This is a genomic window from Pseudomonas quasicaspiana, assembly GCF_021147825.1.
Taxonomy (GTDB): Bacteria; Pseudomonadota; Gammaproteobacteria; order Pseudomonadales; family Pseudomonadaceae; genus Aquipseudomonas; species Aquipseudomonas quasicaspiana.
The window spans coordinates 1-24,391 of record NZ_JAGTPI010000064.1 but is presented as its reverse complement, the minus strand read 5'-3'; the positions used below and the strand labels follow the sequence as shown (position 1 = coordinate 24,391).

General features: G+C 56.6%; 21 protein-coding genes. 11 read left to right on the top strand and 10 right to left on the bottom strand.

The genetic code is table 11. From position 1 onward, the window contains the following. The first annotated feature begins 79 nt into the window (after positions 1 to 79). The 3 genes from KDX30_RS25170 (at position 80) to KDX30_RS25160 (ending at position 2,947) form a co-directional block, all read left to right on the top strand. A complete protein-coding gene (locus KDX30_RS25170) occupies positions 80 to 1,405 on the top strand; it encodes an MFS transporter (protein WP_027898066.1) in 1,326 nt (441 codons plus the stop codon). Positions 1,406 to 1,763: 358 nt separating this feature from the next. Then, positions 1,764 to 2,183 carry a hypothetical protein gene (locus tag KDX30_RS25165; protein ID WP_027898067.1) on the top strand — a complete coding sequence of 140 codons (420 nt, stop codon included), beginning with the start codon at positions 1,764 to 1,766 and terminating at the stop codon, positions 2,181 to 2,183. Positions 2,184 to 2,323: 140 nt separating this feature from the next. Then, positions 2,324 to 2,947 carry a flavin reductase family protein gene (locus KDX30_RS25160; RefSeq protein WP_027898068.1) on the top strand — a complete coding sequence of 208 codons (624 nt, stop codon included), beginning with the start codon at positions 2,324 to 2,326 and terminating at the stop codon, positions 2,945 to 2,947. Here KDX30_RS25160 and KDX30_RS25155 read toward each other — a convergent pair whose 3' ends face one another. Next, entirely contained in the window at positions 2,948 to 3,187 is a 240-nt protein-coding gene (locus KDX30_RS25155; protein ID WP_099268594.1) for a hypothetical protein, read from the bottom strand. It abuts the gene before it with no gap. Between the two features lie 52 nt (positions 3,188 to 3,239). Further along, positions 3,240 to 3,569, bottom strand: coding sequence for an antibiotic biosynthesis monooxygenase family protein (locus KDX30_RS25150; RefSeq protein WP_027898070.1), 330 nt, complete (start codon positions 3,567 to 3,569; stop codon positions 3,240 to 3,242). 317 nt (positions 3,570 to 3,886) lie between these two features. Here KDX30_RS25150 and KDX30_RS25145 point away from each other — a divergent pair, with 317 nt between their 5' ends. From KDX30_RS25145 to KDX30_RS25135, 3 genes are all read left to right on the top strand, one after another. Continuing rightward, positions 3,887 to 4,816, top strand: a complete 930-nt coding sequence (locus KDX30_RS25145) for an AraC family transcriptional regulator (RefSeq protein WP_231677789.1) — start codon at positions 3,887 to 3,889, stop codon at positions 4,814 to 4,816. A gap of 172 nt (positions 4,817 to 4,988) precedes the next feature. Further along, the gene (locus KDX30_RS25140) at positions 4,989 to 5,159 is read left to right on the top strand and encodes a hypothetical protein (RefSeq protein ID WP_200866036.1); all 171 of its coding nucleotides are present in this window, start codon (positions 4,989 to 4,991) and stop codon (positions 5,157 to 5,159) included. 126 nt (positions 5,160 to 5,285) lie between these two features. Further along, entirely contained in the window at positions 5,286 to 6,803 is a 1,518-nt protein-coding gene (locus KDX30_RS25135; RefSeq protein WP_264760381.1) for an MDR family MFS transporter, read from the top strand. A gap of 139 nt (positions 6,804 to 6,942) precedes the next feature. Here the strand turns inward: KDX30_RS25135 and KDX30_RS25130 are convergent, their stop codons facing one another. The 3 genes from KDX30_RS25130 to KDX30_RS25120 form a co-directional block, all read right to left on the bottom strand. After that, a complete protein-coding gene (locus tag KDX30_RS25130; protein ID WP_099268596.1) occupies positions 6,943 to 7,797 on the bottom strand; it encodes a cache domain-containing protein in 855 nt (284 codons plus the stop codon). 96 nt (positions 7,798 to 7,893) lie between these two features. Next, positions 7,894 to 9,051, bottom strand: coding sequence for a type VI immunity family protein (locus tag KDX30_RS25125; RefSeq protein ID WP_231677788.1), 1,158 nt, complete (start codon positions 9,049 to 9,051; stop codon positions 7,894 to 7,896). A gap of 253 nt (positions 9,052 to 9,304) precedes the next feature. After that, complete coding sequence (locus KDX30_RS25120) at positions 9,305 to 9,937, bottom strand: TetR family transcriptional regulator (protein ID WP_099268598.1); 633 nt, start codon at positions 9,935 to 9,937, stop codon at positions 9,305 to 9,307. Between the two features lie 249 nt (positions 9,938 to 10,186). Here KDX30_RS25120 and KDX30_RS25115 point away from each other — a divergent pair, with 249 nt between their 5' ends. Genes KDX30_RS25115 through adeC form a run of 3 tightly spaced genes read left to right on the top strand, consistent with a single transcriptional unit; the run spans position 10,187 to position 15,963 of the window. After that, positions 10,187 to 11,341 carry an efflux RND transporter periplasmic adaptor subunit gene (locus KDX30_RS25115; protein ID WP_027900618.1) on the top strand — a complete coding sequence of 385 codons (1,155 nt, stop codon included), beginning with the start codon at positions 10,187 to 10,189 and terminating at the stop codon, positions 11,339 to 11,341. Between the two features lie 3 nt (positions 11,342 to 11,344). Beyond that, on the top strand, positions 11,345 to 14,506 hold the full coding sequence (locus tag KDX30_RS25110; RefSeq protein WP_231666332.1) for an efflux RND transporter permease subunit: 3,162 nt from the start codon (positions 11,345 to 11,347) through the stop codon (positions 14,504 to 14,506). Continuing rightward, positions 14,503 to 15,963, top strand: a complete 1,461-nt coding sequence (gene adeC, locus KDX30_RS25105) for an AdeC/AdeK/OprM family multidrug efflux complex outer membrane factor (protein ID WP_231677787.1) — start codon at positions 14,503 to 14,505, stop codon at positions 15,961 to 15,963. The genes KDX30_RS25110 and adeC overlap by 4 nt, the downstream gene beginning before the upstream one ends. 77 nt (positions 15,964 to 16,040) lie before the next feature. On the opposite strand, the gene KDX30_RS25100 is transcribed toward adeC, so the two are convergent. From KDX30_RS25100 to pcaR, 5 genes are all read right to left on the bottom strand, one after another. Beyond that, on the bottom strand, positions 16,041 to 17,330 hold the full coding sequence (locus tag KDX30_RS25100) for an MFS family transporter (protein ID WP_027900615.1): 1,290 nt from the start codon (positions 17,328 to 17,330) through the stop codon (positions 16,041 to 16,043). 265 nt (positions 17,331 to 17,595) lie between these two features. Continuing rightward, positions 17,596 to 18,798 carry a 3-oxoadipyl-CoA thiolase gene (gene pcaF / locus KDX30_RS25095; RefSeq protein ID WP_231677786.1) on the bottom strand — a complete coding sequence of 401 codons (1,203 nt, stop codon included), beginning with the start codon at positions 18,796 to 18,798 and terminating at the stop codon, positions 17,596 to 17,598. Then, positions 18,795 to 19,574: a CoA-transferase subunit beta gene (locus KDX30_RS25090; protein WP_027900613.1), complete on the bottom strand. Its 780-nt coding sequence runs from the start codon at positions 19,572 to 19,574 to the stop codon at positions 18,795 to 18,797. Before KDX30_RS25090 ends, pcaF begins: the two co-directional genes overlap by 4 nt. Next, positions 19,574 to 20,431, bottom strand: a complete 858-nt coding sequence (locus KDX30_RS25085) for a CoA transferase subunit A (protein WP_231677785.1) — start codon at positions 20,429 to 20,431, stop codon at positions 19,574 to 19,576. The genes KDX30_RS25090 and KDX30_RS25085 overlap by 1 nt, the downstream gene beginning before the upstream one ends. Positions 20,432 to 20,574: 143 nt before the next feature. Then, positions 20,575 to 21,417 carry a pca regulon transcriptional regulator PcaR gene (pcaR, locus tag KDX30_RS25080; protein WP_027900611.1) on the bottom strand — a complete coding sequence of 281 codons (843 nt, stop codon included), beginning with the start codon at positions 21,415 to 21,417 and terminating at the stop codon, positions 20,575 to 20,577. A gap of 886 nt (positions 21,418 to 22,303) precedes the next feature. Between pcaR and KDX30_RS25075 the strand changes: the two genes are divergently transcribed. Beyond that, a complete protein-coding gene (locus KDX30_RS25075) occupies positions 22,304 to 22,501 on the top strand; it encodes a hypothetical protein (protein WP_099268604.1) in 198 nt (65 codons plus the stop codon). 232 nt (positions 22,502 to 22,733) lie between these two features. After that, a complete protein-coding gene (locus KDX30_RS25070) occupies positions 22,734 to 24,206 on the top strand; it encodes an inorganic phosphate transporter (RefSeq protein ID WP_231677784.1) in 1,473 nt (490 codons plus the stop codon). Positions 24,207 to 24,391 lie beyond the last annotated feature (185 nt).

Below are 24,391 nucleotides of genomic sequence, written 5' to 3'. Positions count from 1 at the left end.
ATGGCACAGCTCCTGCTATAGCCATATCAAGGCGCGCATTGACGTGCCATTCCAAAAACAATGAATAACAAGGAATATGATGGACATTCCCAACTCTGCTTCCAAAGGGTCGGCCAACGCTCCAGCGGCCGAAAAAACCACCTCCACCCGTCTCAAATCCATTTTCAGCGGCTCGGTCGGCAACATGGTCGAGTGGTATGACTGGTACGTCTACGCAGCTTTCTCCCTGTACTTCGCCAAGTCCTTTTTCCCCAAGGGCGACACCACCGCACAACTGCTCAACACCGCTGCCATCTTCGCCGTAGGCTTCCTGATGCGCCCGATTGGCGGCTGGCTGATGGGTCTGTACGCCGACCGTAAGGGCCGTAAGGCAGCGCTGATGGCGTCGGTGCTGCTGATGTGCTTTGGCTCCCTGATCATCGCATTGACCCCGGGCTATGAAGTCATCGGCGTCGGGGCTCCGATCCTTCTGGTGTTTGCCCGCTTGCTGCAGGGTCTTTCAGTCGGTGGCGAGTACGGCACTTCGGCCACCTACCTCAGTGAAATGGCAACCAAGGAACGCCGGGGCTTCTTCTCCAGCTTTCAGTATGTGACGCTGATTTCCGGCCAGCTCATCGCACTGGCCGTGCTGATCGTGCTGCAACAGACGCTGACCACCGAGCAACTGTACTCGTGGGGCTGGCGCGTGCCGTTCGTGATCGGCGCACTCTGTGCGGTGGTTGCGCTGTTCCTGCGTCGTGGCATGGAAGAGACTGAATCGTTCACCCGCGCCAAGAAGGAAAAGCCAAAAGAAAGCCTGATGCGCACCTTGATGCGCCACCCCAAGGAGCTGATGACCGTGGTCGGCCTGACCATGGGCGGTACACTGGCTTTCTACACCTACACCACGTACATGCAGAAGTATCTGGTGAACACGGTCGGCATGAGCATCAGCGACTCGACCACTATCTCGGCTGCCACGTTGTTTCTGTTCATGGTGATTCAACCGCTGGTGGGGGCTCTATCCGATAAGATCGGTCGTCGGCCAATCCTGATCGCCTTCGGTGTGATGGGTACGTTGTGCACGGTGCCGATCCTGACCACCTTGCACACGATCCAGTCCTGGTGGGGTGCGTTCTTCCTGATCATGGCGGCGCTGATCATCGTCAGTGGCTACACCTCGATTAACGCAGTGGTAAAAGCCGAGCTGTTCCCGACCGAGATTCGCGCCCTGGGTGTAGGTTTGCCCTACGCACTGACCGTCTCGATCTTTGGCGGCACCGCTGAATACATCGCGCTGTGGTTCAAGAGTATTGGCATGGAAACCGGTTACTACTGGTACGTCACCGCCTGTATCGCCTGTTCGCTGCTGGTTTATGTGTTCATGAAGGACACCCGCAAGCACTCGCGGATTGAAACTGACTGAGATTCATATCAGCGGTAATGATGAAGGGCAGCCACATTCAGTGTGTCTGCCCTTTTTAATGAGAGCGACTCGCAACTAACACTAACGATATCAGTGCAATTCCTGGCTAAAAACCCTACAAAAATGGCAATAATAATGACGATATAATTTTGTCAAGTGGGTTTATTACAAAGTTTTTCAGAGAATTGCACCACTCCGAGGCAAGCAGACCTGCAAAGCCCGAAAATCGCGCTCTCCCGCCTACTATCATTTATAGCGATGGTCGTTAGCACTGCTATTCACTTCTGAATAAATTTCAGGCGCGTAGCATTCACTCCATACCGAACTGACAACCCATTCGATTACTGGAGTAACAATCATGAAAACCAACAAACTGATTTTTGGTCTTGCCTTCTCTGTTCTGGCTTCGAGCGCTTTCGCTTCACCACAAATGCCTAGCCTGCCAGGCAACGATCACACTAATGCAATCGAGCAGTCTTCGACGCTGACAGTTGCTGAAGGCGGTTCCGTACACACTAACGTTGGCAGCATCCGTCAGGCCGCCGTCAACACTGACCAGATCGGCGCAGATCGTTTGGCTGAAGACGGTGCTGATCGCGTAGGTCCTAATCGCCAAGCCGCTGATGGCGCAGACCATGTAGGTGCTAATCGTCTGGCTGAAGACGGTGCTGACCGTGTTGGTGCAAATCGTCTGACCTCCGACGGCGCTGACCATGTGGGTGCTAATCGTCTGGCCGCTGATGGCGCAGACCGCGTAGGTGCAAACCGTCGGGTATAACAGCTCGACGTGTTCCCTTTAGCCCGGCCCAGTGCCGGGCTTAATCGTTTTTGAACCACGCGAAACTGTCAGGCGCTATAAATTGTCAGGCACTATAGACGCATCTTTTCATGCGCCGCGCAGGCCAACAGGATTAGCCCATGTCAGACGATATCTACTCTTACGAACCTTCTCTCGGCCACGGCCTGCCTCACGACCCGTTCAACGCCATCGTGGGCCCCCGCCCTATCGGCTGGATTTCTTCCCAGGATGCTGACGGCAAGCTGAACCTGGCGCCGTACAGCTTTTTCAACGCCTTCAACTACATCCCGCCGATCATTGGCTTTTGCAGCGTTGGCCGCAAAGACAGCCTTAATAACATCGAGCAGACCGGCGAGTTTGTCTGGAATCTGGCCACGCGCTCGCTGGCCGAAGCCATGAATCAGAGCTGCGCGCCGGTTGCTGCGGATGTCAGCGAATTCGAACTGGCGAACCTGACGCCACTGGCCTCGCAAATCGTGGCGGTGCCGCGCGTGAAGGAGACGCCAGTTTCGTTCGAATGCAAGGTGACCCAGATCATCCAGTTACAGCGTGCCGACAAGGAAGTCGTGCCCAGCTGGTTGATTCTTGGCGAGGTAGTAGCGGTGCATATCGCTAAATCGCTGCTGAAGGACGGGATTTACGACACCGCAGCGGGCGAACCGATTCTGCGTGGCGGCGGCCCGGCGGATTACTTCCAGCTAGGCCCTGAAGCGCTGTTCAAGATGCACCGTCCCAAAGCCTGATCAATGAGCCTGAAATGAAAGGCCGCCCTCAGCATCGATGTCGATCAAGCGGTTCAGCTCGGCACTGGCTGCAACGTCGGCTTCATGGGCGGTCTTGAATTTCTGCTCTGGCAGCACCCGGTTGAATACCGGCGCACCACCGGCCCCCAGGCCTTTTACTGCAATGGCGGCGCTGTAGCCACCCTCGCCCGGAACAACTGCAGAAACGGCTTCGAAGCCATTGAGTTCTTTACGTGCCATGGGTGCAGATCCTGCCTGTGACTTAAAGCAGGGGATTCTAAACCGACAGCGCTTAAACCGCTTGCATCAGCTGCTCGGCTTCAGCCTGCGTAGCGAAAGTATGGAAATCCAGGCTGCTGACCATATAGGTCTGCATGACATCGGAGAACACTTGCAACTCGGGGGTGGTCAGCCAGCGGTTCATTGCATCCTCACTGGTCCAGTAGCCGGAAATCAGCCACAGATCAGGGTCCTTCTGCGAGTTCTTTAACGCGAAGCTCAAGCAACCGTCGGCCGTGCGTGAAGGCTCGATCAGGCAGCGCAGGCGCTCGCCCAGTTGTTCGCTCTGACCAGTCCTGGCGCGGGCGAAAACCAGATGGCTCACGGGTGATGACTGAGGCATGGTCATGGCTCCTTTGTCTGCAGGATGATTATCAGGGGTGCGGCGACAGGAACCGAGATTAGAGGCTTAGCGCAATGGTCGTTAGTCAGTTACTGTTGGCTTCTTGCCTGATCCTGCAGCGCTGTGAAAAACCCCTCAGAAGCAAGATGATCAGCAAAGAGAATTCCCACGCAGCACCAGGCAATCCTGGATCCGGTTTAGCAGCCCGGAATACGCACCCTGGCAGGATCAGGCAATCATCTCGCAGGAATCGGGTAGTGCTTTGGCTTGCACAAAAATAAGCTGGGCACATCAATAAAGGATTAAAGGACTCGCCCATGCAGCCACTCCAGCCACTCAAAGAACCGCTCAGCGAGGACCTGGAGAAGCAGCGAATCGAGCTGGCTGATCTGGTTCGCCGGTTCGCCCCTACCGAAGGCTCGTTCCAGACGGCTATTTCGCCGCTGCACATGGTGCGCTATGAAAGCCCGGCGCAATCGCTGCCCAGCCTGGTCCAGCCCGCACTGTGCCTGTTCGCCCACGGCAGCAAGGAAGTGCGCCTCGGCGATGAGACCTACACCTACGACCCCCTGAACTATCTGGTGCTGTCTGTCGCATTGCCGCTAAGCGGCAGGATCCTTCACGCGACGCCGGAAAATCCTAATCTGGCCTTGCGACTGGACATCGACCCCGCGGATATCAATGCGCTGATCGCAGAAGCCGGGCCGATGAGTGTTCCGACCCGACCTAGCGGACGCGGCCTTTATATAGAAAGAATCGACACCCAACTGTTGGATGCAGTGCTACGTCTGTCACGTTTGCTCGACAGCCCGAAAGACATCGCGATGCTTGCGCCGCTGATCAAACGCGAAATCCTTTATCGCCTTTTGCGCAGCCCCCAGGGTCACCGCCTTTACGAAATCGCCATCACCAGTTGCCAGACTCATCGCGTGACCCAGGCGATTCGGTGGCTCAACCAGAATTTCACCGAGCCCTTGCGCATTGAAGAACTGGCCAGGGAGGTGAACCTCAGCGTTTCAACCCTGCACCATCGCTTCAAGGCCGTAACGGCAATGAGTCCGTTGCAGTACCAGAAGCATTTGCGGCTTCAGGAGGCACGACGCTTGATGCTGGCCGATGGGCTCGACGCGTCGGCGGCGGGCTACAAGGTAGGCTACGAAAGCCCTTCGCAATTCAGCCGTGAATACAGCCGCCTGTTCGGCGCCCCGCCGCTTCGGGATCTGGCGCGGTTGCGGGCGACTGTTTAGTGCTGCTCGCCACACAGTCCTGTAGAAGTGATTGGTGCTTAACGACGCTATAACTTTTAAGGCAATACGCCATATCCAATAGATCAATTCTGTCCTACGACTCCAGCGCCCCTGCCCTACACTCGCTTTAATCCTTCCTGAACTGCCAAGTAGTTGGAACGAGGAAAGCGACATGAACATAAAAATAAAAAAATGCGTCACCGTCTTGAGTATCAGTGCCGTCATCGCGGTGTATGCAGCTGGCGTCTATCGCAACGAACTTGCTCGTCAGGCGCCACAAGTCGCGACTTGCAGCTTCGGTCATTGCGTCCCCAGCACTGCAACATTCAGCGCATTGCGATGAGGTAACGCTGAAGCGTTTAAGTCACCAAAAATGCATAAGGCAGCTATCGATTAGGGAGCTATCGGCTTAGACTGATTGCACTCCCCGTCGGCATTCGGCGGATATTACTGTCGATCAGGTTTTGCCTTGACCAGTCTTCCCCACACCACGCCTTCAATCCGTAGCGTTCTATACGCATTGATGATGGCCGTATTCCTCAGCGCTCTGGATCAGACGATTGTTGCCGTCTCGATTCCTGCCATTTCAACCCAGTTCAATGATTTCGACCTGTTGGCTTGGGTGATTTCCGCTTACATGGTGGCCCTTACCGTGGCCGTGCCGATCTACGGCAAGCTGGGCGACTTGTATGGCCGACGCAAATTGATGCTCTTCGGGCTGGGGCTTTTCACCTTGGCATCGTTGTTCTGCGGCATGGCGCAAAGCATGGAGCAACTGGTGCTTGCGCGGGTCATTCAGGGCATTGGTGCAGGCGGCATGGTTTCAGTCAGTCAGGCGATCATTGGTGACCTGGTACCGCCCCGGGAGCGAGGCCGCTATCAGGGCTATTTCAGTGGCATGTATGCGCTGGCCAGTGTGGCCGGACCGGTACTGGGTGGGGTCATGACCCAGTATCTGTCCTGGCGCTGGGTGTTCCTGATCAATCTGCCAATGGGCTTGATCGCCTGGTGGTTTGCCAAACGCACCTTGCTTGGCCTGCCTGTCCCGCAACGCAAACCCATCATCGATTACCTGGGCACGGTGCTGATGATCGTCGGCCTGACTGCGCTGTTGCTGGGTATCACTGAAATAGGCCAGGGCCACAGCTGGCGGGATCAACAGGTGCTGACACTGCTGGGTGTCGCATTGCTGGCGCTGATCTTTTTCGCCTGGTACGAGCGCCGTGCAGTCGAACCGTTGCTGCCGATGCATCTGTTCGCCAACCGCAGCGCAGTGCTCTGCTGGTGCACGATTTTCTTCACCAGCTTCCAGGCGATTTCGCTGATCGTGCTGGTGCCGCTGCGTTATCAGACGGTCACCGGCGGCGGTGCCGACAGCGCCGCGCTGCACCTTTTACCACTGGCGATTGGCATGCCCATGGGCGCTTTCTTTGCAGGCCGTCGGACTTCGTTGACCGGGCGCTACAAGCCCATGATCCTCACCGGCGCGATGTTGATGCCGATGGCGATTCTCGGCATGGCGTTTACCGACCCGCAATCGTTGCTGCTGACCAGTCTGTTCATGGTGTTGACGGGGATCGCCAGCGGTATGCAGTTCCCGACGTCACTGGTGGGGACGCAAAACTCGGTAGCGAAGCACGACATGGGCGTGGCGACCAGCACCACTAACCTGTTCCGCTCTCTGGGTGGCGCGGTAGGTGTAGCGCTGATGTCGGCACTGTTGCTGGCGATGCTGCAAGGCACCGAATTTGGTGGTACCGGGCTGGCTGGTGCTGGCGCAATCGGTGGTGAAGGCGCATCCGGCAATGTGCTGATGGACAGTCTCAACGCCGCCAGCGGCCCGGCTCTGCAAATCCTGCGCGATCAACTGTCGATAACATTCCGCCACCTGATGACCGTCAGCGCTGCAATCTCACTGCTGGGCCTGGCTGCCGCACTGGCAATGCCGGATAACCTGTTGCGAGGGAGGGAACACAAGGAGAGCTGAGCCAAGAACACCAAATCACTTAACCTGAGATGTTTTTCTGTGGGAGCAAATTCATTCGCGAAAGGGTTAAAAATCCTGTTCTGACAGATCACCTTCGCAAATGAATTCGCTTCCACACAGAGTGTGTGAAAGCTACTGCTTATTGGCTGTAATACCCCACCGCCACCAGGTAATCCCCAACCCTGCGCGCATACGCATGCTTGTTTTCCACCTTGCCGGTTACCGGGTTTCGCCAGCGGTATTCGTATTCGGCGGCGTCCTGCTTTTCAATCAGCGCGAGCATCGGTTCGCCAACGGGTTTGCCCTCAGGGTCTTTTACCTTGCGAAAGTCGGTATTGATCAGCCGCAGATTGGTGCCATGCGCCACATAACGCTTGCTGTGCAGATCGACGACAAACACGTACAGGTCATCCTGCAGAAATCCTCCTCGCAGGCTGTTGATTGCGGTCAGAGTGCCCTTCTGGTCACGACCGAGTTCGCTCACCGCCTTATCCAGCAACGCTCTGGCTTGTTCAGGCGATGCTCGAGGCACGTAATAACCCACCGCAAGGATGCGCTCGCCAATCCGCTGGAAGTAAACCCTCTTGCGCTCAACCTTGCCGTCAGCCCAGTTTTGCCAACGATACTCGGCTTGCTGGATACCTTTGCTCTCAGGGGTGTGCAACACATCCTTGAATGCTTTTTGCAGATCGGGCTCAAGCACCTGGGAGACATCGCGGCCAATCAAAACCACTGAAGGCCCACCGCTGGCAAGCATGACGCCGTGGGTGTCGACGACGAACACATAGCGCTCGCCATCAACAAACTCGCCCTGCCGACTGAACTCGGCAAATGCCTTGTCACCGGCCTCCTGATAGCGGGTCACAGCCTTCTCCAGCAGCGCTCTGGCAGCTGGCCCCTGCTCAGGGCTTTCGACGCCAGCCCCTGCCTGACCAAGCCAGGCAGAACATAGAAACCCCAGGACAACACCGATACCGCGTGGCGAAAACTGCATGACTGGCCCCTTCTTTTTATAGGTCTGCGCAAAGCTTAGTCAAGCGCCTGCTAATGCAGAATCATTCATGAGAAAGGGGTCGTCAGCGCCATCTCGCTAGCCGCTGACATCAGTCCAGAACCACTGCGTCCGTTCGGCTTTAAGGTGCTCGAAAGCAGGCATGACGTCACCTTTGTTGAAAAAACGCCGGGAGCGTGCCATGGCGCTGCTGAACCAGTGCCCGGTCTGCGGGCAAGGCTGACCTGCGCGCACCGAGGCCATGGGTTTTTCGTCGAAGCGTGCATACCACTGCGCGGTAGATTGCTCGGTAAAACCGATGCCGCGACCCGGGCATGGATGAAGGCAACCTGTGTCCTGCACCCGGATTGGCTTGAGCACTTTATTGACCGCCATGTAGGCATTCGAAGGGCCCTCGCCCTTGCCACCCAACGCCGGTAGAACACCGGCGCGAATCATCAGGCCGCTTTCATAGGTTTGAAAAACGACATCACTGTGAGCACTGAGTACCCTGCGCAACCGGTCGCTACCTCCCAACTGACTAACAAAACGGTTTCCCAGAATGCTGTACCAACTGACTCCCTTGATACGATCCAGCAAGCGCAGGCTTTCCATGTGCGGCCCGGCGTCGACCATCAGGCCGATGTAGTCCTGCGCCAACCGGTATTCCAATGGCAGGTACCTGAGACCATCACCGGGCAGAACACACACCAGCCCGCCGTAACCATGCTCGGCCTCGATCTGATTGCACAGGTATTTGACCCAGCCCTCATAAACCCTGGCACCGTCCCGGTCCATCAATAAGGACCACGGCAGCAGCATTTTCAGGCAAGAATGATCGGTCGCCGCCTGACTCTCGGGCGGCGCCATCACCGACATGCAGTGAGTAGCAGCCTCCACGGGTCGGGCGCTGGAAATCGACCACAGCAGCGGCTCGTCCGGCGAGCTATCAAGCACCTGCCTTCTACAAATGGAGAAACTGCTGGGCGACAGTTTTCGAAGCCGCTGGTAGGACTGCCAATCAAGTACGGACCGAAACGTATCGTAAAAATGCGTGAAACATTCTTCGACCCGTTGCCGGGTCTTCGGCGTGTGGCCTTGCTTGAAATACAACGTGGTCATGAGCCCGAGTCGGGCGGCTGGTCTGCATTGTGCAGCGTCGCTCAGAAACTGGTCCGCCTGGTACTTGAGCCTTCCGAGAATCCCTTGTGCTTCAGATACGGTTTGCAACACGTTTTTATTCTCCCGGTCTTCCATAAACAAGAATGCGACGCAAGAGTGAAGGGAGTTTCAAGGAGGAACAATACGGGGAAATCAATTTGGGAAATCAGCTACACACTTCAAGAAGCGTCCTACTCAAATCCTACAAATTTAGCCTCTGCCGCACGCTTTTAATGCCCAAAAGCGATAGTGGCATTACGCCAATTTGTAAGCATTGGGTAAAATGACTGGGCAGTCACGGCCTGCTTCACTGAAGATACAGCCGCTGGGTGGGAATCTGACAGAAGTTTCAGGTGCGTAGTGCAGGGCTAAGGCGCAGCATGTCCAGACCGGCATCTACCCATTTCTCGGCCCTGTCGCTGAGGGAATAGCTGTCAGGGACCAGCAGCCACTGGCCGAGCATGCCGTCGATATAGGCATGAAGGGCGATGGACGCACGGACGGTGTCCAGATCTGCAGGCAGTTGCCCTTTACGGACGGCGTTGCTCAACGCCAGGCCGATCCGGTCATTGCACTCCAGTGCGTTGACCTGACGCTGCTGGCGAAAGTCGCACATTTCATCGGTGAATTCGCATTTATGAAACAGAATCTCATTAATGCGCCGCGTTTTCGGGTCCTGTGTAATTTCATGAAACAAATGAATCAGCAGTTTTTTCATGCAACCCAACGGATCGGCCTCGTCCTCGCTTTCGCTTGCAAGGGCCATCTCTTCCAGTGGTTCCTGGATGCTGTCGAGCATCGCCTGCACCAGATCAGCCTTGTTACTGAAGTGCCAGTAAATTGCGCCGCGGGTCACGCCCGCCAAGGATGCGATATCCGCCAGAGTCGTACGCGCAACGCCTCTCTCATAGAACGCTTTCTCAGCGGCCTCGAGAATCTGACTACGAGTAACCTGAGCTTCCTCTTTGGTACGACGGACCATGGCAGTAAAACCTCATTGAAAATGCCGCACGCCACGAATCATGTGGCTCTGAAGCAAAACCGGGCGGCATTTGTATTGCCTTGTCCCGAACCTGCAATCCCCAGCAGGCGCGGCTTACAGACGCAGAACTGGGTATTTACAAACAACCGTGAATGTAAGTATATTCATTAGCCTACTACTTATCCAGCCAGAATTTTTCACACCCTTTCACTTTTCTTGAGCACCCAGGCTCCTGACCCGAGGATCTTCATGCAATTCAAGCCAGCTGTTACCGTACTGGTCACTGCCGTCGCCCTGGCAACACTGCTCAGTGGATGCAGTAAAAAGGAAGAAGCCGCAGCTCCTGCAGCTGCACCTCCTCAGGTCGGCGTCGTTACCATCAAAGCTCAACCCTACACCCTGACATCGGAACTGCCGGGTCGCACCACGGCCTATCGCATCGCCGAAGTACGGCCACAGGTCAACGGCATCATTCTCAAGCGCCTGTTTACAGAAGGCGCCGACGTGAAAGCCGGCCAGCAGCTGTATCAGATTGATCCAGCGCTGTACGAAGCCACGGCCAACAGCGCCAAGGCGACATTGCAATCGGCCAAGTCTCTTGCTGATCGCTACAAGCAACTGGTCAACGAGCAAGCCGTAAGCCGTCAGGAATACGACACTGCGCTGTCCTCCAGCCAGGAAGCGCAGGCCACGTTGCAAACCGCTCAGATCAACCTGCGTTACACCAAGGTAATGGCCCCTATTTCCGGCCGTATCGGGCGTTCCGATGTAACTGAGGGCGCACTGGTTACCAGCGGTCAGACCAATGCCATGGCGACGATCCAGCAGTTGGACCCGATCTATGTTGACGTGACCCAGTCTTCCACTGAGATGCTCAAGCTGCGTCGCGACCTGGAGTCCGGCAAGCTGCAGAAGGCCGGTGACAACGCTGCAACGGTCAAGCTGACCCTTGAAGACGGAAGCGAATACAGCAAGCCGGGCAAACTGGAGTTCTCCGAAGTGTCGGTAGACCAGGCGACTGGCTCCGTGACCCTGCGTGCGGTGTTCCCTAACCCTGATCACACCCTGTTGCCGGGTATGTTTGTTCACGCTCAGCTGCAGGCGGGCATGAAAAGCGAAGCCATCCTTGCTCCACAGCAAGGCGTGACCCGTGACATGCGCGGCAAGCCATCTGCCCTGGTGGTCAACAAAGACAACAAGGTTGAGCAGCGTGAACTCATCGCCAACCGTACTTCAGGCGCTTACTGGTTGATCGAAAAAGGTCTGGAACCGGGTGATCGCGTCATCACTGAAGGTCTGCAATTCGTCAAGCCAGGCGCGCAAGTGACGGTCAAGGAAGCGACCAACCTCACGCCAGCCCAGTCCGCTGAGTCCGCCCCTGCCGCCACTGGCAAAGGTGAGTAACCGATGTCTAAATTCTTTATCGACCGCCCCATTTTCGCCTGGGTATTAGCCCTGGTGATCATGTTGGTGGGTACGCTTTCGATCCTGAAACTACCGATCAACCAGTACCCGGCCATTGCCCCTACAGCTATTGATATCCAGGTTACCTACCCAGGTGCTTCGGCGCAGACTGTGCAAGACACCGTGGTTCAGATCATTGAGCAACAGCTCAACGGTATTGATAACCTGCGTTATGTTTCCTCGGACAGTAACTCCGACGGCAGCATGACCATCACTGTGACCTTCAATCAGGGTACCAACCCGGATACCGCTCAGGTTCAGGTCCAGAACAAGCTCAACCTCGCCACCCCGCTGCTGCCGCAAGAAGTACAGCAACAGGGCCTGCGCGTTACCAAGTCGGTTAAAAACTTCCTGCTGGTTATCGGCCTGGTCGCCGAAGATGGCAGCGGTCTGACCCGGGAAGACTTGTCCAACTACATCGTTTCCAACATCCAGGACCCGATTTCCCGGACCTCCGGTGTGGGCGACTTCCAGGTGTTCGGTTCACAGTACGCCATGCGTATCTGGCTGGACCCCGCCAAGCTCAACAACTTCCAGATGACACCGGTTGATGTGAGCACGGCGATTTCTGCACAGAACGTACAGATCGCCACCGGCCAACTGGGCGGTCTGCCTGCCCTGCCCGGCACTCAGCTGAACGCTACGATTATTGGCAAGACGCGTCTGCAAACTCCTGAGCAATTCGGCAACATTCTGCTCAAGGTCAACACCGACGGTTCGCAAGTACGTCTGCGTGACGTGGCTCGTATTGAGCTGGGTGGCCAGAACTACAGCATTGATGCCCAGTTCAACGGCAACCCTGCTTCCGGTATGGCGATCAAACTGGCCTCCGGCGCCAACGCTCTGGACACCGCCAAGGCAATTCGCGCCACCGTCGCAAACCTGGAACCTTTCTTTCCGCCTGGCATGAAAGTGGTTTACCCGTACGACACCACCCCAACCGTGACCGAATCGATTTCGGGCGTAGTTGACACCCTGATCGAAGCGATCGTGCTGGTGTTCCTGGTGATGTACCTGTTCCTGCAAAACTTCCGCGCCACCGTCATTACGACGATGACGGTTCCGGTGGTACTGCTGGGTACGTTCGGCATCCTTGCGGCGTTCGGATTCACGATTAACACCCTGACCATGTTCGGGATGATTCTGGCCATCGGACTTCTGGTGGACGACGCCATCGTGGTGGTGGAAAACGTCGAGAGGGTCATGGCCGAAGAGCACTTGTCGCCCAAAGAGGCGACCAAGAAATCCATGGGGCAGATCCAGGGCGCACTGGTGGGTATCGCCATGGTGCTCTCGGCGGTACTGCTGCCAATGGCGTTCTTCGGGGGGTCTACAGGGGTTATTTATAAACAGTTCTCGATCACCATTGTTTCGGCGATGGCCCTGTCGGTTCTGGTTGCATTGATCTTCACCCCGGCGCTGTGCGCCACCATGCTCAAGCCGATCGATCCGGAAAAGCACGGCCAACCGAAAAAAGGCTTCTTCGGCTGGTTCAACCGCACGTTTGATCGTGGCGTAAACAGCTATGAGCGCGGCGTGAAGCGTATGGTGACTCACAAGCTGCCAGCGTTCGGCGTCTATCTGCTTATCGTTGCGGGCATGATCTTCCTGTTCACTCGCATCCCGAGCGCGTTCCTGCCGGAAGAAGACCAGGGCGTGATTTTCGCTCAGGTTCAGACCCCGGCAGGCTCGTCCGCAGAGCGTACGCAGAAAGTCATCGACGATATGCGTACCTTCCTGCTCGACAAAGAGAACGGTGAAGGCAAAGGCGTGAACTCGGTGTTCAGCGTCAACGGCTTCAACTTCGCCGGTCGTGGTCAGAGCTCGGGCCTTGCGTTCGTCATGCTCAAGCCGTGGGGCGAGCGTGACTCGGAAAACACCGTGTTCAAGATCGCCGAGCGTGCTCAGGCACACTTCTTCTCTTTCCGGGATGCGATGGTGTACGCCGTAGTTCCACCTTCGGTACTCGAACTGGGTAACGCAACCGGTTTCGACGTTTACCTGCAGGACCAGGGCGGTGTAGGCCACGACAAGCTGCTTGAGGCACGCAACCAGTTCCTCGGCATGGCGGCGCAAAGCAAGATTCTTGCAGGCGTACGCCCTAACGGCCTGGGCGATGAGCCGCAGTATCAGCTCACCGTCGATGACGAAAAAGCCAGTGCTCTGGGCATTACTTTGTCGAACATCAACCAGACCTTGTCCATCGCACTGGGTGGCAGCTACGTCAACGACTTCATCGACCGTGGTCGGGTGAAGAAAGTGTACGTGCAGGGTGAAGCGGCCAGCCGCATGACGCCTGAAGATCTGGGCAAGTGGTACGTGCGTAATGACGCCGGAACCATGGTGCCGCTGTCTGCCATTGCCAAAGGCGAGTGGATTTACGGTTCGCCGAAGCTGTCGCGTTATAACGGCGTAGCAGCAATGGAAGTTCTCGGTACACCGGCTCCGGGTTACAGCTCGGGTCAAGCCATGGCGGAAGTCGAAGCCATTGCCAAGAAACTGCCAGCAGGTATCGGTTACGCCTTCACCGGTCTGTCCTTCGAAGAACGTTTGTCCGGCTCTCAGGCACCTGCGCTGTATGCCCTGTCGATGCTGGTCGTGTTCCTCTGTCTGGCAGCACTGTATGAAAGCTGGTCGATTCCGATTGCGGTCATGCTCGTTGTACCGCTGGGTATCATCGGTGCCCTTATGGCAACCAGTCTGAGAGGCCTGTCCAACGACGTGTTCTTCCAGGTTGGCTTGTTGACGACCATCGGTCTGGCGGCGAAGAATGCGATCCTGATTGTCGAGTTTGCCAAAGAGTTGCATGAACAGGGCAAGAGTCTGGTGGATGCGGCGATGGAAGCCTGCCGCATGCGTCTGCGCCCGATCATCATGACCTCCATGGCGTTCATCCTCGGCGTAGTACCGCTGGCGATCTCCAGCGGTGCCGGTTCGGGTAGCCAGCACGCAATCGGTACAGGCGTAATCGGCGGTATGATCACCGCCACCGTCCTGGCAATTTTCTGGGTCCCAATGTTCTACGTTGCCGTGTCGTCGATGTTCAAGAGCAAGTACGACAAGGAACACGAGAAACAAATCTCACATGATGAGGCTGGCCAATGAGCAAGTCCCTGATCTCCCTGGCAGTCACTGCGGTCATCCTCAGTGGTTGCTCGCTGATCCCTGAATACAAGCAACCTGCGGCTCCGGTCGCGGCGCAGTACCCGCAAGGTCCGGCTTACTCGCCGACTGAAGCGGCGAACGTCGCGGCAGCCGAACAGGGCTGGCGTCAGTTTTTCCATGACCCGGCCTTGCAACAGCTGATCCAGACGGCGCTGGTCAACAACCGCGACCTGCGTGTCGCGGCGCTGAACATCGACGCCTACCGCGCCCAGTACCGCATTCAGCGTGCTGATCTGTTCCCGGCTGTTTCTGCCGATGGCAGTGGCAGCCGCCAGCGCTTGCCCGCTGACCTGTCGACTACCGGTGAGTCGCGTATCAGCAGCCAGTATTCGGCAACGCTAGGCGTCAGCGCCTATGAGCTGGATTTGTTCGGCAGGGTTCGCAGCCTGAGCGAGCAAGCCTTGCAGACTTACTTCTCCAGCGAAGAAGCACGTCGCAGCACGCAGATCAGCCTGGTGGCCAACGTCGCCAATGCCTATATGACCTGGCAGGCCGATAAAGAACTGCTCAAGCTGACCGAAGAAACACTCAAGACCTACGAAGAAAGTCTGCGTCTGACTTCCCGTAGCAACGAAGTGGGCGTCTCGTCGGCGCTGGATCTGAGCCAGGCACGCACCTCGGTGGAGAGCGCCAAAGTGGCTCTGGCGCGCTACCAGCGTCAGGTCGCTCAGGATCAGAACAACCTGACCCTGTTGCTGGGTACTAACCTGCCAGACAATCTGCCGCCCGCTCAGCCTTTGAGTGCCGACCTGTTGAGCGCTTTGCCGGCGGGCCTGCCTTCTGACCTGCTGCAGCGTCGTCCGGATATTCTGCAAGCCGAGCACACCTTGCAGGCTGCCAATGCCAATATCGGCGCGGCCCGTGCTGCGTTCTTCCCCAGCATCAGCCTGACAGCCAATGCCGGTACGATCAGCCCGGATCTTTCCGGTCTGTTCAACGGCGGTTCGGGTACCTGGTTGTTCCAGCCAAGCATCAACATTCCGATCTTCAACGCCGGTAGCCTGCGCGCCAGCCTGGATTATTCAAAAATCCAGAAAGAGATCAGCGTCGCCAACTACGAGAAGGCGATTCAGACCGCCTTCCAGGAAGTCTCTGACGGCCTGGCCTCGCGCAAAACTTACAACGAGCAGTTGCAAGCTCAGCGTGATTTCGTCAACGCCAACCAGGACTACTATCGTCTGGCCGAGCGTCGCTACCGGATCGGGATCGACAGCAACCTGACGTTCCTTGATGCTCAACGCTCGCTGTTCAGCGCACAACAATCGCTGATCACCGACCGTCTCTCCCAACTCACCAGCGAGGTCAACCTGTACAAGGCCCTCGGCGGTGGTTGGTATGAGCAAACCGGACAGGCCAAACCGATCGACAAAGAGAAGCCAACAGTTCAGTTGTTCTGACCCCTGTTCTGATAAGCGACTCAATAAAAAACCCACCTCATCGGTGGGTTTTTTATTGAGTCAGAGAAAGTGATTTATCAGTGATCGTGATGCAGATACGCCGGTTGCTTGGGCAGGCGCAGGCTGAACAGAAACGCGACGGCCATCATGATCGTCACGTACCAATAGAAATTGTTCTCCATGCCCTGATTTTTCAGGCTCAGTGCAACAAATTCTGCGGAGCCACCAAATACCGCGTTAGCCACTGCGTACGCCAGACCGACTCCCAGCGCACGAACTTGCGGAGGGAACATTTCGGCTTTCACCAGACCGCTGATGGAGGTGTAAAAGCTCACGATTGCCAGCGCACAGGTGATGAGCAGAAAAGCCAGGAAAGGACTGGTCGTGGTTTTCAATGTCATCAGGATCGGCACCGTACAAAGCGTACCCAGAGCGCCGAACCACAGCATCGAGTTACGGCGACCGATCTTGTCGGCCAGCATGCCGAACAGCGGCTGCATGCACATGTACAGGAACAGAGCGCCGGTCATGATGTAACTGGCGGTCTTGGGATCCATGCCACCCGTGTTCACCAGGTACTTCTGCATGTACGTGGTGAAGGTGTAGAAAATCAGCGAGCCGCCTGCGGTGTAGCCCAATACTGTGATGAACGCAGCCTTATGATCGCGAAACAGTGCGCTGATGCTCCCGGCGTCCTTGTCCTGACGCATTTCAGCAGTGGTGGTTTCCTCAAGCGAGCGACGCAACAGCAGCGAGATCACCGCTGCAACCGCACCGATCACGAACGGAATGCGCCAGCCGTAGGCTCGCAGCTCTTCAGTGCTGAGAAACTGTTGCATGATTACGACGGTAAGCACCGCCAGCAGTTGCCCGCCGATCAACGTCACGTACTGGAACGAGGCGAAAAAGCCTCGCTGGCCGCGCAACGCCACTTCACTCATGTACGTCGCCGTGGTGCCGTACTCGCCCCCTACCGACAAGCCTTGAATCAGTCGCGCCAGCAACAGCAAAGCCGGTGCCCACACGCCAATCGTTGCGTAGGTCGGCAAACAGGCAATCATCAACGAGCCACCGCACATCATCAGTACGGCAATCATCATTGAGTTCTTGCGGCCGTGCTTGTCAGCCACCCGCCCAAACAACCAGCCACCGATAGGCCGCATCAAGAACCCGGCAGCGAACACGCCTGCGGTATTGAGCAACTGAACGGTAGGATCATCGGACGGGAAGAACGCCGGAGCGAAGTAGATGGCGCAGAAAGCGTAGACGTAGAAATCGAACCACTCGACCAGATTGCCTGAGGAGGCGCCCACAATCGCAAAGATCCTTTTGCTGCGTTCTTCACCCGTGTAATGCGTGGTTGTCATTATTTTTCCCCATTAAAGCTGAACAGTCATCCAGGACATAAGCTGTAACATGTGACAGCACATAAGTCTCTTGAATTCCCATCCTCCTGTAGGAGCTGCCGAAGGCTGCGATCGCGGTGTGTCAGGCAAATCGACTTCGCAGCCTTCGGCAGCTCCTACAAAAAAAACTCGAGTGCGCTCCTGAAAAACAATCACCCAGCCCTCGAATGACCTTTTCGTGGAGGCCATCAAAAAGCTGGGTGACTGTATTCAGTGATGTTCGGTCTCAGCGCTCAATCGCCAACGCCAGCCCCTGCCCTACGCCGACGCACATGGTCGCCAGACCTCGACGACCACCGCTTTTTTCCAGTTGATGCAGCGCGGTCAACACTAACCGTGCGCCGCTCATGCCCAAGGGATGACCCAAGGCGATGGCGCCCCCGTTGGGGTTCACTTGCGGTGCATCATCGGCCAGCCCTAGCTCACGGAGAACCGCCAGGCCCTGACTGGCAAAGGCTTCATTGAGCTCGATCACATCAAAATCGCTTACTGCCAGGCCAAGGCGCTCCACCAGCTTACGCACCGCAGGCACCGGGCCGATGCCCATGACGCGCGGCGCGACACCGGCACTGGCCATGCCGAGAATGCGTGCCCGGGGCGTCAGGCCATGTTTTTTGACCGCTTCGGCAGACGCCAGAATCAGCGCGGCGGCACCGTCGTTGACCCCAGACGCATTACCGGCGGTGACGGTCTTGTCCGCACCATTGACCGGCTTCAGTTTGGCCAGGGTTTCCAGGCTGGTGTCAGCGCGGGGATGTTCGTCTTGCTCCACCAACGTTTCACCCTTTTTATGGGCAACGCGCACTGGAGTGATTTCTTCTTTAAAAAAGCCCGCAGCCTGAGCAGCGGCAGTGCGCTGTTGGCTGCGCAGGGCGAAAGCGTCCTGATCGGCTCGAGAAATCTTGAAATCATCGGCGACGTTGTCACCGGTTTGTGGCATGGAATCGACGCCGTATTGCTCTTTCATCAAAGGGTTGATGAAACGCCAGCCAATGGTGGTGTCTTCCAGCTTCATGTTGCGGGAATACGCAGCATCGGCTTTACCCATAACGAAGGGCGCGCGTGACATCGACTCAACGCCACCGGCAATCGCCAATTCCATCTCGCCAGCAGCAATCGCCCGAAATGCCGTACCGATGGCGTCCATGCCCGAGGCGCACAGACGGTTAAGGGTGACGCCGGGAATCGTCTCCGGCAGGCCAGCCAGCAACGCAGCCATGCGCGCTACGTTGCGGTTGTCTTCACCGGCCTGGTTAGCGCAGCCGAAAAACACTTCGTCCACTTCGTTCCAGTTGACCGAAGGGTTTCGCTCCATCAGCGCCTTGATCGGCACTGCGGCCAGATCATCCGCGCGAACGCTGGCCAACCCACCGCCAAAGCGGCCAATGGGGGTACGAATCGCATCGCAGATAAATACTTCGCGCATCATGCTTCTCCCGGTGCTTGGCCGTGCGCTTTAGCGGTCCGGGCTTCCAGATCACGTAGAGCGGCAAGCTCTGTTTCGCTTGGCTCGGCGGAGTACTCGACGTTTTCGGCGAAACGCAGTTCCCAACCGGTGGCCGCAATAACCTGCTCGCGGGTTACGCCGGGGTGCAAGGTAGTCACCACAAACTCGTTAGTGCCCTCTTCCGGTTCCATGATGCACAGGTCAGTAATAATCCCGACCGGCCCTGCGCCAGGCAATCCAAGACGCTTGCGAGAATCACCACCCTCGCCATGGCCAACCGATGTGATGAAATCCAGCTTGTCGACGAAAGCACGCGCGGATTGCTTGAGGATGATCAAGACCTGCTTGGCGGACCCGGCAATTTCCGGCGCGCCGCCTGCGCCTGGCAGACGTACCTTCGGGTTGTTGTAATCACCGACCACCGTGGTGTTGATGTTGCCGAAACGATCAACCTGGGCAGCGCCAAGAAACCCCACATCAACGCGACCGCCTTGCAGCCAGTAGCGGAATATCTCACTGGTGGACACAACCGTGTCAGCCGTTTCTGCAAGTTCGCCATCGCCGATGGACAGCGGTAACACACTAGGCTTGGCACCAATCGGACCTGACTCGTAAATCAGCACGACGTCCGGTGAGGACGTAAGACGCGCCAGATTCGCGGCCTTGGAAGGCAGACCGATACCGACAAAGCAGACCGCTCCGTTACGCAGACGACGAGCCGCTGCCACTGTCATCATTTCACTGGTGGTGTAAGTCATTACTTTGCCTCCGAAGCGCTGGCCAACTTGCTCTGGAATTCGCTGAAGTCCGCGGTGCCTTGAATGTATTCATTGATCCATGCGCTAAAACTTTCGCGGTCACGGGCAATCGGGTCCCAGGCCTGATAGAACCGGTTGTCGCGCTCGTAGTAACCGTGGGCGTAGGACGGATGCGCGCCACCGGGCACATGGCAAACCGCACTCAGTGCCCAGGTCGGAAGCACGCAGGCATTCATCGGCGCATTCAGGTCGTCGACGATTTCTTCCACAGTAACGATGCAGCGTTTGGCAGCCAGCGCAGCTTCCTTCTGCACACCGAGGATGCCCCATAGCAACACGTTGCCTTTGCGATCGGCCTTCTGCGCGTGAATCACTGTCACATCAGGACGCACTGCGGGCACTGCCGCGAGCACCTCGCCGGTGAATGGGCAAGTTACCGTCTTGATCAGCGGATTGACCTTGGGCAGATCGGAACCGGCGTAAGCGCGCAAAACAGCGAACGGCAGACCGGATGCGCCCGCAACATAGGCGTTAGCCAGGTCGGCATGGCTGTGCTCTTCGATTTCCATCGAGTGTGGCCACTGCTTTTCAACGGCGTCACGCAGACGATGCAGAGAGCCAACTCCAGGATTACCGCCCCACGAGAAAATCAGACGCTTCGCACACCCTGCGCCTATTAACTGGTCGTAGATAAGGTCCGGCGTCATACGCACTAACGTCAGGTCTTTTTTACCCTGACGAATGATTTCGTGGCCTGCGGCCGTGGGGATCAAATGGGTGAAGCCTTCCAGCGCAACGGTGTCGCCATCGTTGACCAATTGCTTCACGGCGTCGCGTAGAGAAAGAATTTCAGCCATGAGGTGCTCCCGAACTCAAATTGCATCCAATGAACAGCGTAGATGGGCTACGCTGGAATGGACTTGAGGTTATGCCGGGGCCTGAGGCCAAACAATCCGATAATCGATTATTCGTTCGTTAATCGCACAAATTCAGTGTGCTATCAGGTGAACAATTGCGTACTTAAATCCCTGCTCGCATCCAGCATGATAGGCAGGAAACGCTGCTCCAGCTCGCTTCTGGCTACACGGCCTGCGCTGGTACTCACGTTCAGTGCTGCGAGGACCTGACCGGACGCGTCATAGACCGGTACCGCAATCGAGCGCAACCCTTGCTCCAATTCCTGATCGACGATACACCACCCCTGCTGACGGACTTGCTGAAGACATTCAAACAGCGCTTCTGTCGAGCGAATCGTCCGGCTGGTCTTGGGCTGCAGGTCCACATGATCAAGGTATTCGCGCAATGTCACATCGTCCAGCGCCGAGAGCAGGATGCGGCCCATGGACGTGCAATAGGCAGGCAGTCGGCCGCCGACCGAAAGGTCCACTGAAATAAGACGCTGCGTAGTGGCGGACCGAGCGATATACAGAATGTCTTCACCCTCCAGGGTCGCCATGTTGCAGGCTTCATGGAGCTGATCGCTCATCCGGTCCAGATAGGGCTGAGACGATACCGCCAGCGGCGTCGACGAAAGATAAGCGTGGCCGAGCGTCAGCACCTTCGGCAGCAGCGAATAGGTTCGACCATCCGTCGTTGCATAGCCAAGTTTGATCAACGTCAGCAGACAACGCCTTACCGCCGCTCGCGGAATTTCCGTGCGATGGCTGATCTGGGCAATGGTCAGATGCCGTTTGCGCTCCTGAAAAGCGTGAATCACCGCCAGCCCTCTGGCCAGCGAAGTCATGAAATCCGGGTCGCCGGTCAGTGCCTGAATCCGCTTGGCGGGCGATGCCACGATTGGTGGCGCCAACGAAGCAAAAGAATTACGCAGTTCATCATTCATTGCCACTACCTCGGTGAACCCTGTCAGGCCTTATAAATCATAGCCTCCACGCTTTTCCGCGACTTTTTAGCGGAAAGCATTCGAGCCACTTTGGGCGATTATCGAACAAGTGGCCGATAATCGCAATTGACCCACCGCAAAGATACTTATACCTTTGCATAGCCTTAAGTGGCTTCTTGGAAATACTGGTCAGGTACCCACGAGAAGTCCAAGGTACGGCCTTGCCCATGAAGCGAGGCCGTTTTTATTCCCGCATGCTTACCCCCTACGCATGATATCGAAAAGCCACAAATCGACGGTTTGTGTTCTCCTCATGCGTGCTTCTGTCACAAATATCGCTTGTTCTGCACATACGCCCCATGTCGCAACGAACTATGCCGTCAGAATTCTGTCTGTTACCGTCAATATTGAGGACATCAAAGTTACGTCGTATGTCACTCACTGAAACTTCGGAACTGTCGTACAAGAAAAGTGTTTTACCGAAGTCTTTTCATAATCAACTGCACATATAGTTGACTGATTGGAAGTTCTTGGAGATAGTACCTGCCACTTGGCTCGTAATAACGATTCGCAGTGGTTGCAGTACCGGGCGCCATGCCCAGGCATACCACAGGATCGAGGCACCGCAGCAATGCTGCCAAAGCATTATGCTCGCGAAGGAATTTCCAGCCAAAGTAGCCATCGCACTCGCAACTCAAACGACTGTCGCTACGACAATTATGTTTTCTGGTGTCCGTAGCCGCGAGCCGCTGGATGTTCAGATCATGGCCTGGTTCAGAATTTGATTGGCGGAAGCCTTTCAGCAATCTCTGAACAAGACCCTGTGTGGACTATCAAGCCGCTCAGCGATAACGCCAGATTAATTTTGACTTGATCAGGTAACAAAGTGACCAAAGATGAACTGCGCGCGGAACTTGAGCGCCAGGAACAACGCTACAAGGAAGTTTATGGTGGCGAAATCACCACCTACGCCGCTCAACCAGAGCCGGAACGCAAACCTTGGCGCAAGAAGGCCAGCATTCTCGATCAGGCCTTCAAGCAAGAACTGCAAAAAATGGAAAAAGACCTGAGCGAAGAGGGATAACCCTTCAGCTCTGCGAACCGGGCTACCTCTGATGGCCCGGGCAGATTTTTCAGAGCGGCCAACTGTTTTGCATGACTGCTAAAAGGCTCCAATGTCCTCTTGACTTATCAATGGGGATGCTTCGCCGAGGATAAAATTTAGATAATCGGCGATACCAATCGGCAGTCGACACATCGATCTGTATTTTTTCTGTCATAATCCCGCCCCCTTCAGACCGGGTCAGAAAACCTTCATGATCGATTTATTCAGCGGACTAGATGCCTGGGTACTTGTGAGCCTGCTGCTCGCCCTGGCTTTCGTCCTCACCTTCGAGTTCATCAACGGCTTTCATGACACCGCAAACGCGGTGGCGACAGTCATTTACACCAAAGCGATGCCGCCGCATCTGGCCGTATTCTTCTCCGGGATCTTCAATTTCCTGGGGGTGCTGCTGGGCGGGGTCGGCGTTGCCTATGCCATCGTTCACCTCCTCCCGGTTGAACTGCTGATCAACGTCAACACCGGCCACGGCCTGGCCATGGTTTTCTCGCTGCTCGCAGCGGCGATTACCTGGAACCTGGGCACCTGGTATTTCGGTATTCCGGCATCGAGTTCTCACACGCTGATCGGCTCGATCCTCGGCGTGGGTCTGGCGAACGCGCTGATCAACGACATTCCGCTGGCAGACGGGGTTAACTGGCAAAAAGCGATCGATATCGGCGCCTCGCTGGTTTTCTCACCACTGGCGGGCTTCCTCGTTGCTGCGCTGGTCCTGATAGGACTTAAATGGTGGCGACCACTGTCGAAAATGCACAAGACGCCTGAACAGCGTCGCAAGCTCGACGACAAGAAGCATCCGCCATTCTGGAACCGTCTGGTGCTGGTGATTTCCGCCATGGCGGTAAGCTTTGTGCACGGCTCCAACGATGGTCAGAAAGGTATCGGCCTGATCATGCTGGTCCTGATCGGTATCGTGCCAAGCCAGTTCGTACTGGACTTGAACAGCACCACTTACCAGATCGAACGTACCCGTGATGCAACCTTGCACCTCAGTCAGTTCTATCAGCGCAACAACAGCACCCTGGGCGAGTACCTGGCGCTGGGTAAAGCGGAAAAAGGTGATCTGCCGGAAAGCTCCAGCTGCAACCCGGAGCAAACCGAACCGACGATTGCTGCCCTGCTCGACAACCTCACCGGCGTGGCCGATTACCACTCTCTGACTCCCGAGCGGCGCATCGAAGTACGTCGCTACCTGCTGTGCCTGGACGACACCGCACGCAAGGTCGCCAAGCTGCCAAACCTCGGCGCACGTGAAAAATCGGATCTGGATAAACTGCGCAAAGACCTGACCGCGACCACTGAATACGCCCCATTCTGGGTGATTCTGGCCGTGGCGCTGGCGTTGGGTATAGGCACCATGGTCGGCTGGAAACGCGTCGTGCTGACCATTGGCGAGAAGATCGGCAAACAAGGCATGACTTACGCACAAGGCATGTCGGCGCAGATCACCACAGCGTGCGCCATTGCGGCGGCCAACATTTTCAGCCTGCCGGTTTCCACGACGCACATTCTGTCCTCTGGCGTCGCAGGCACCATGGTCGCCAACAAAAGCGGCCTGCAAGGCGGCACTGTGCGCACCATCCTCCTGGCCTGGGTGCTGACCCTGCCAGCGACGGTGGCCCTGTCGGCCGGTCTGTTCTGGTTGGCGTCCAAAGCGCTGTCTTGACAGAAACGCCATCGCGGGAAAATCCCGCGATGGCGTTTCACTGCATTCGCGAAGGCGGCGTTCCTAACGAGCCATATGCTGTGAATGTACTGGCCCCTTCGCGAATGAATTCGCTCCCACTGGGTTGCGCACGCCTCAGGTTGACGCTAATCCTGTGGGACCGAATTCATTCGGGAAGGCGGCGT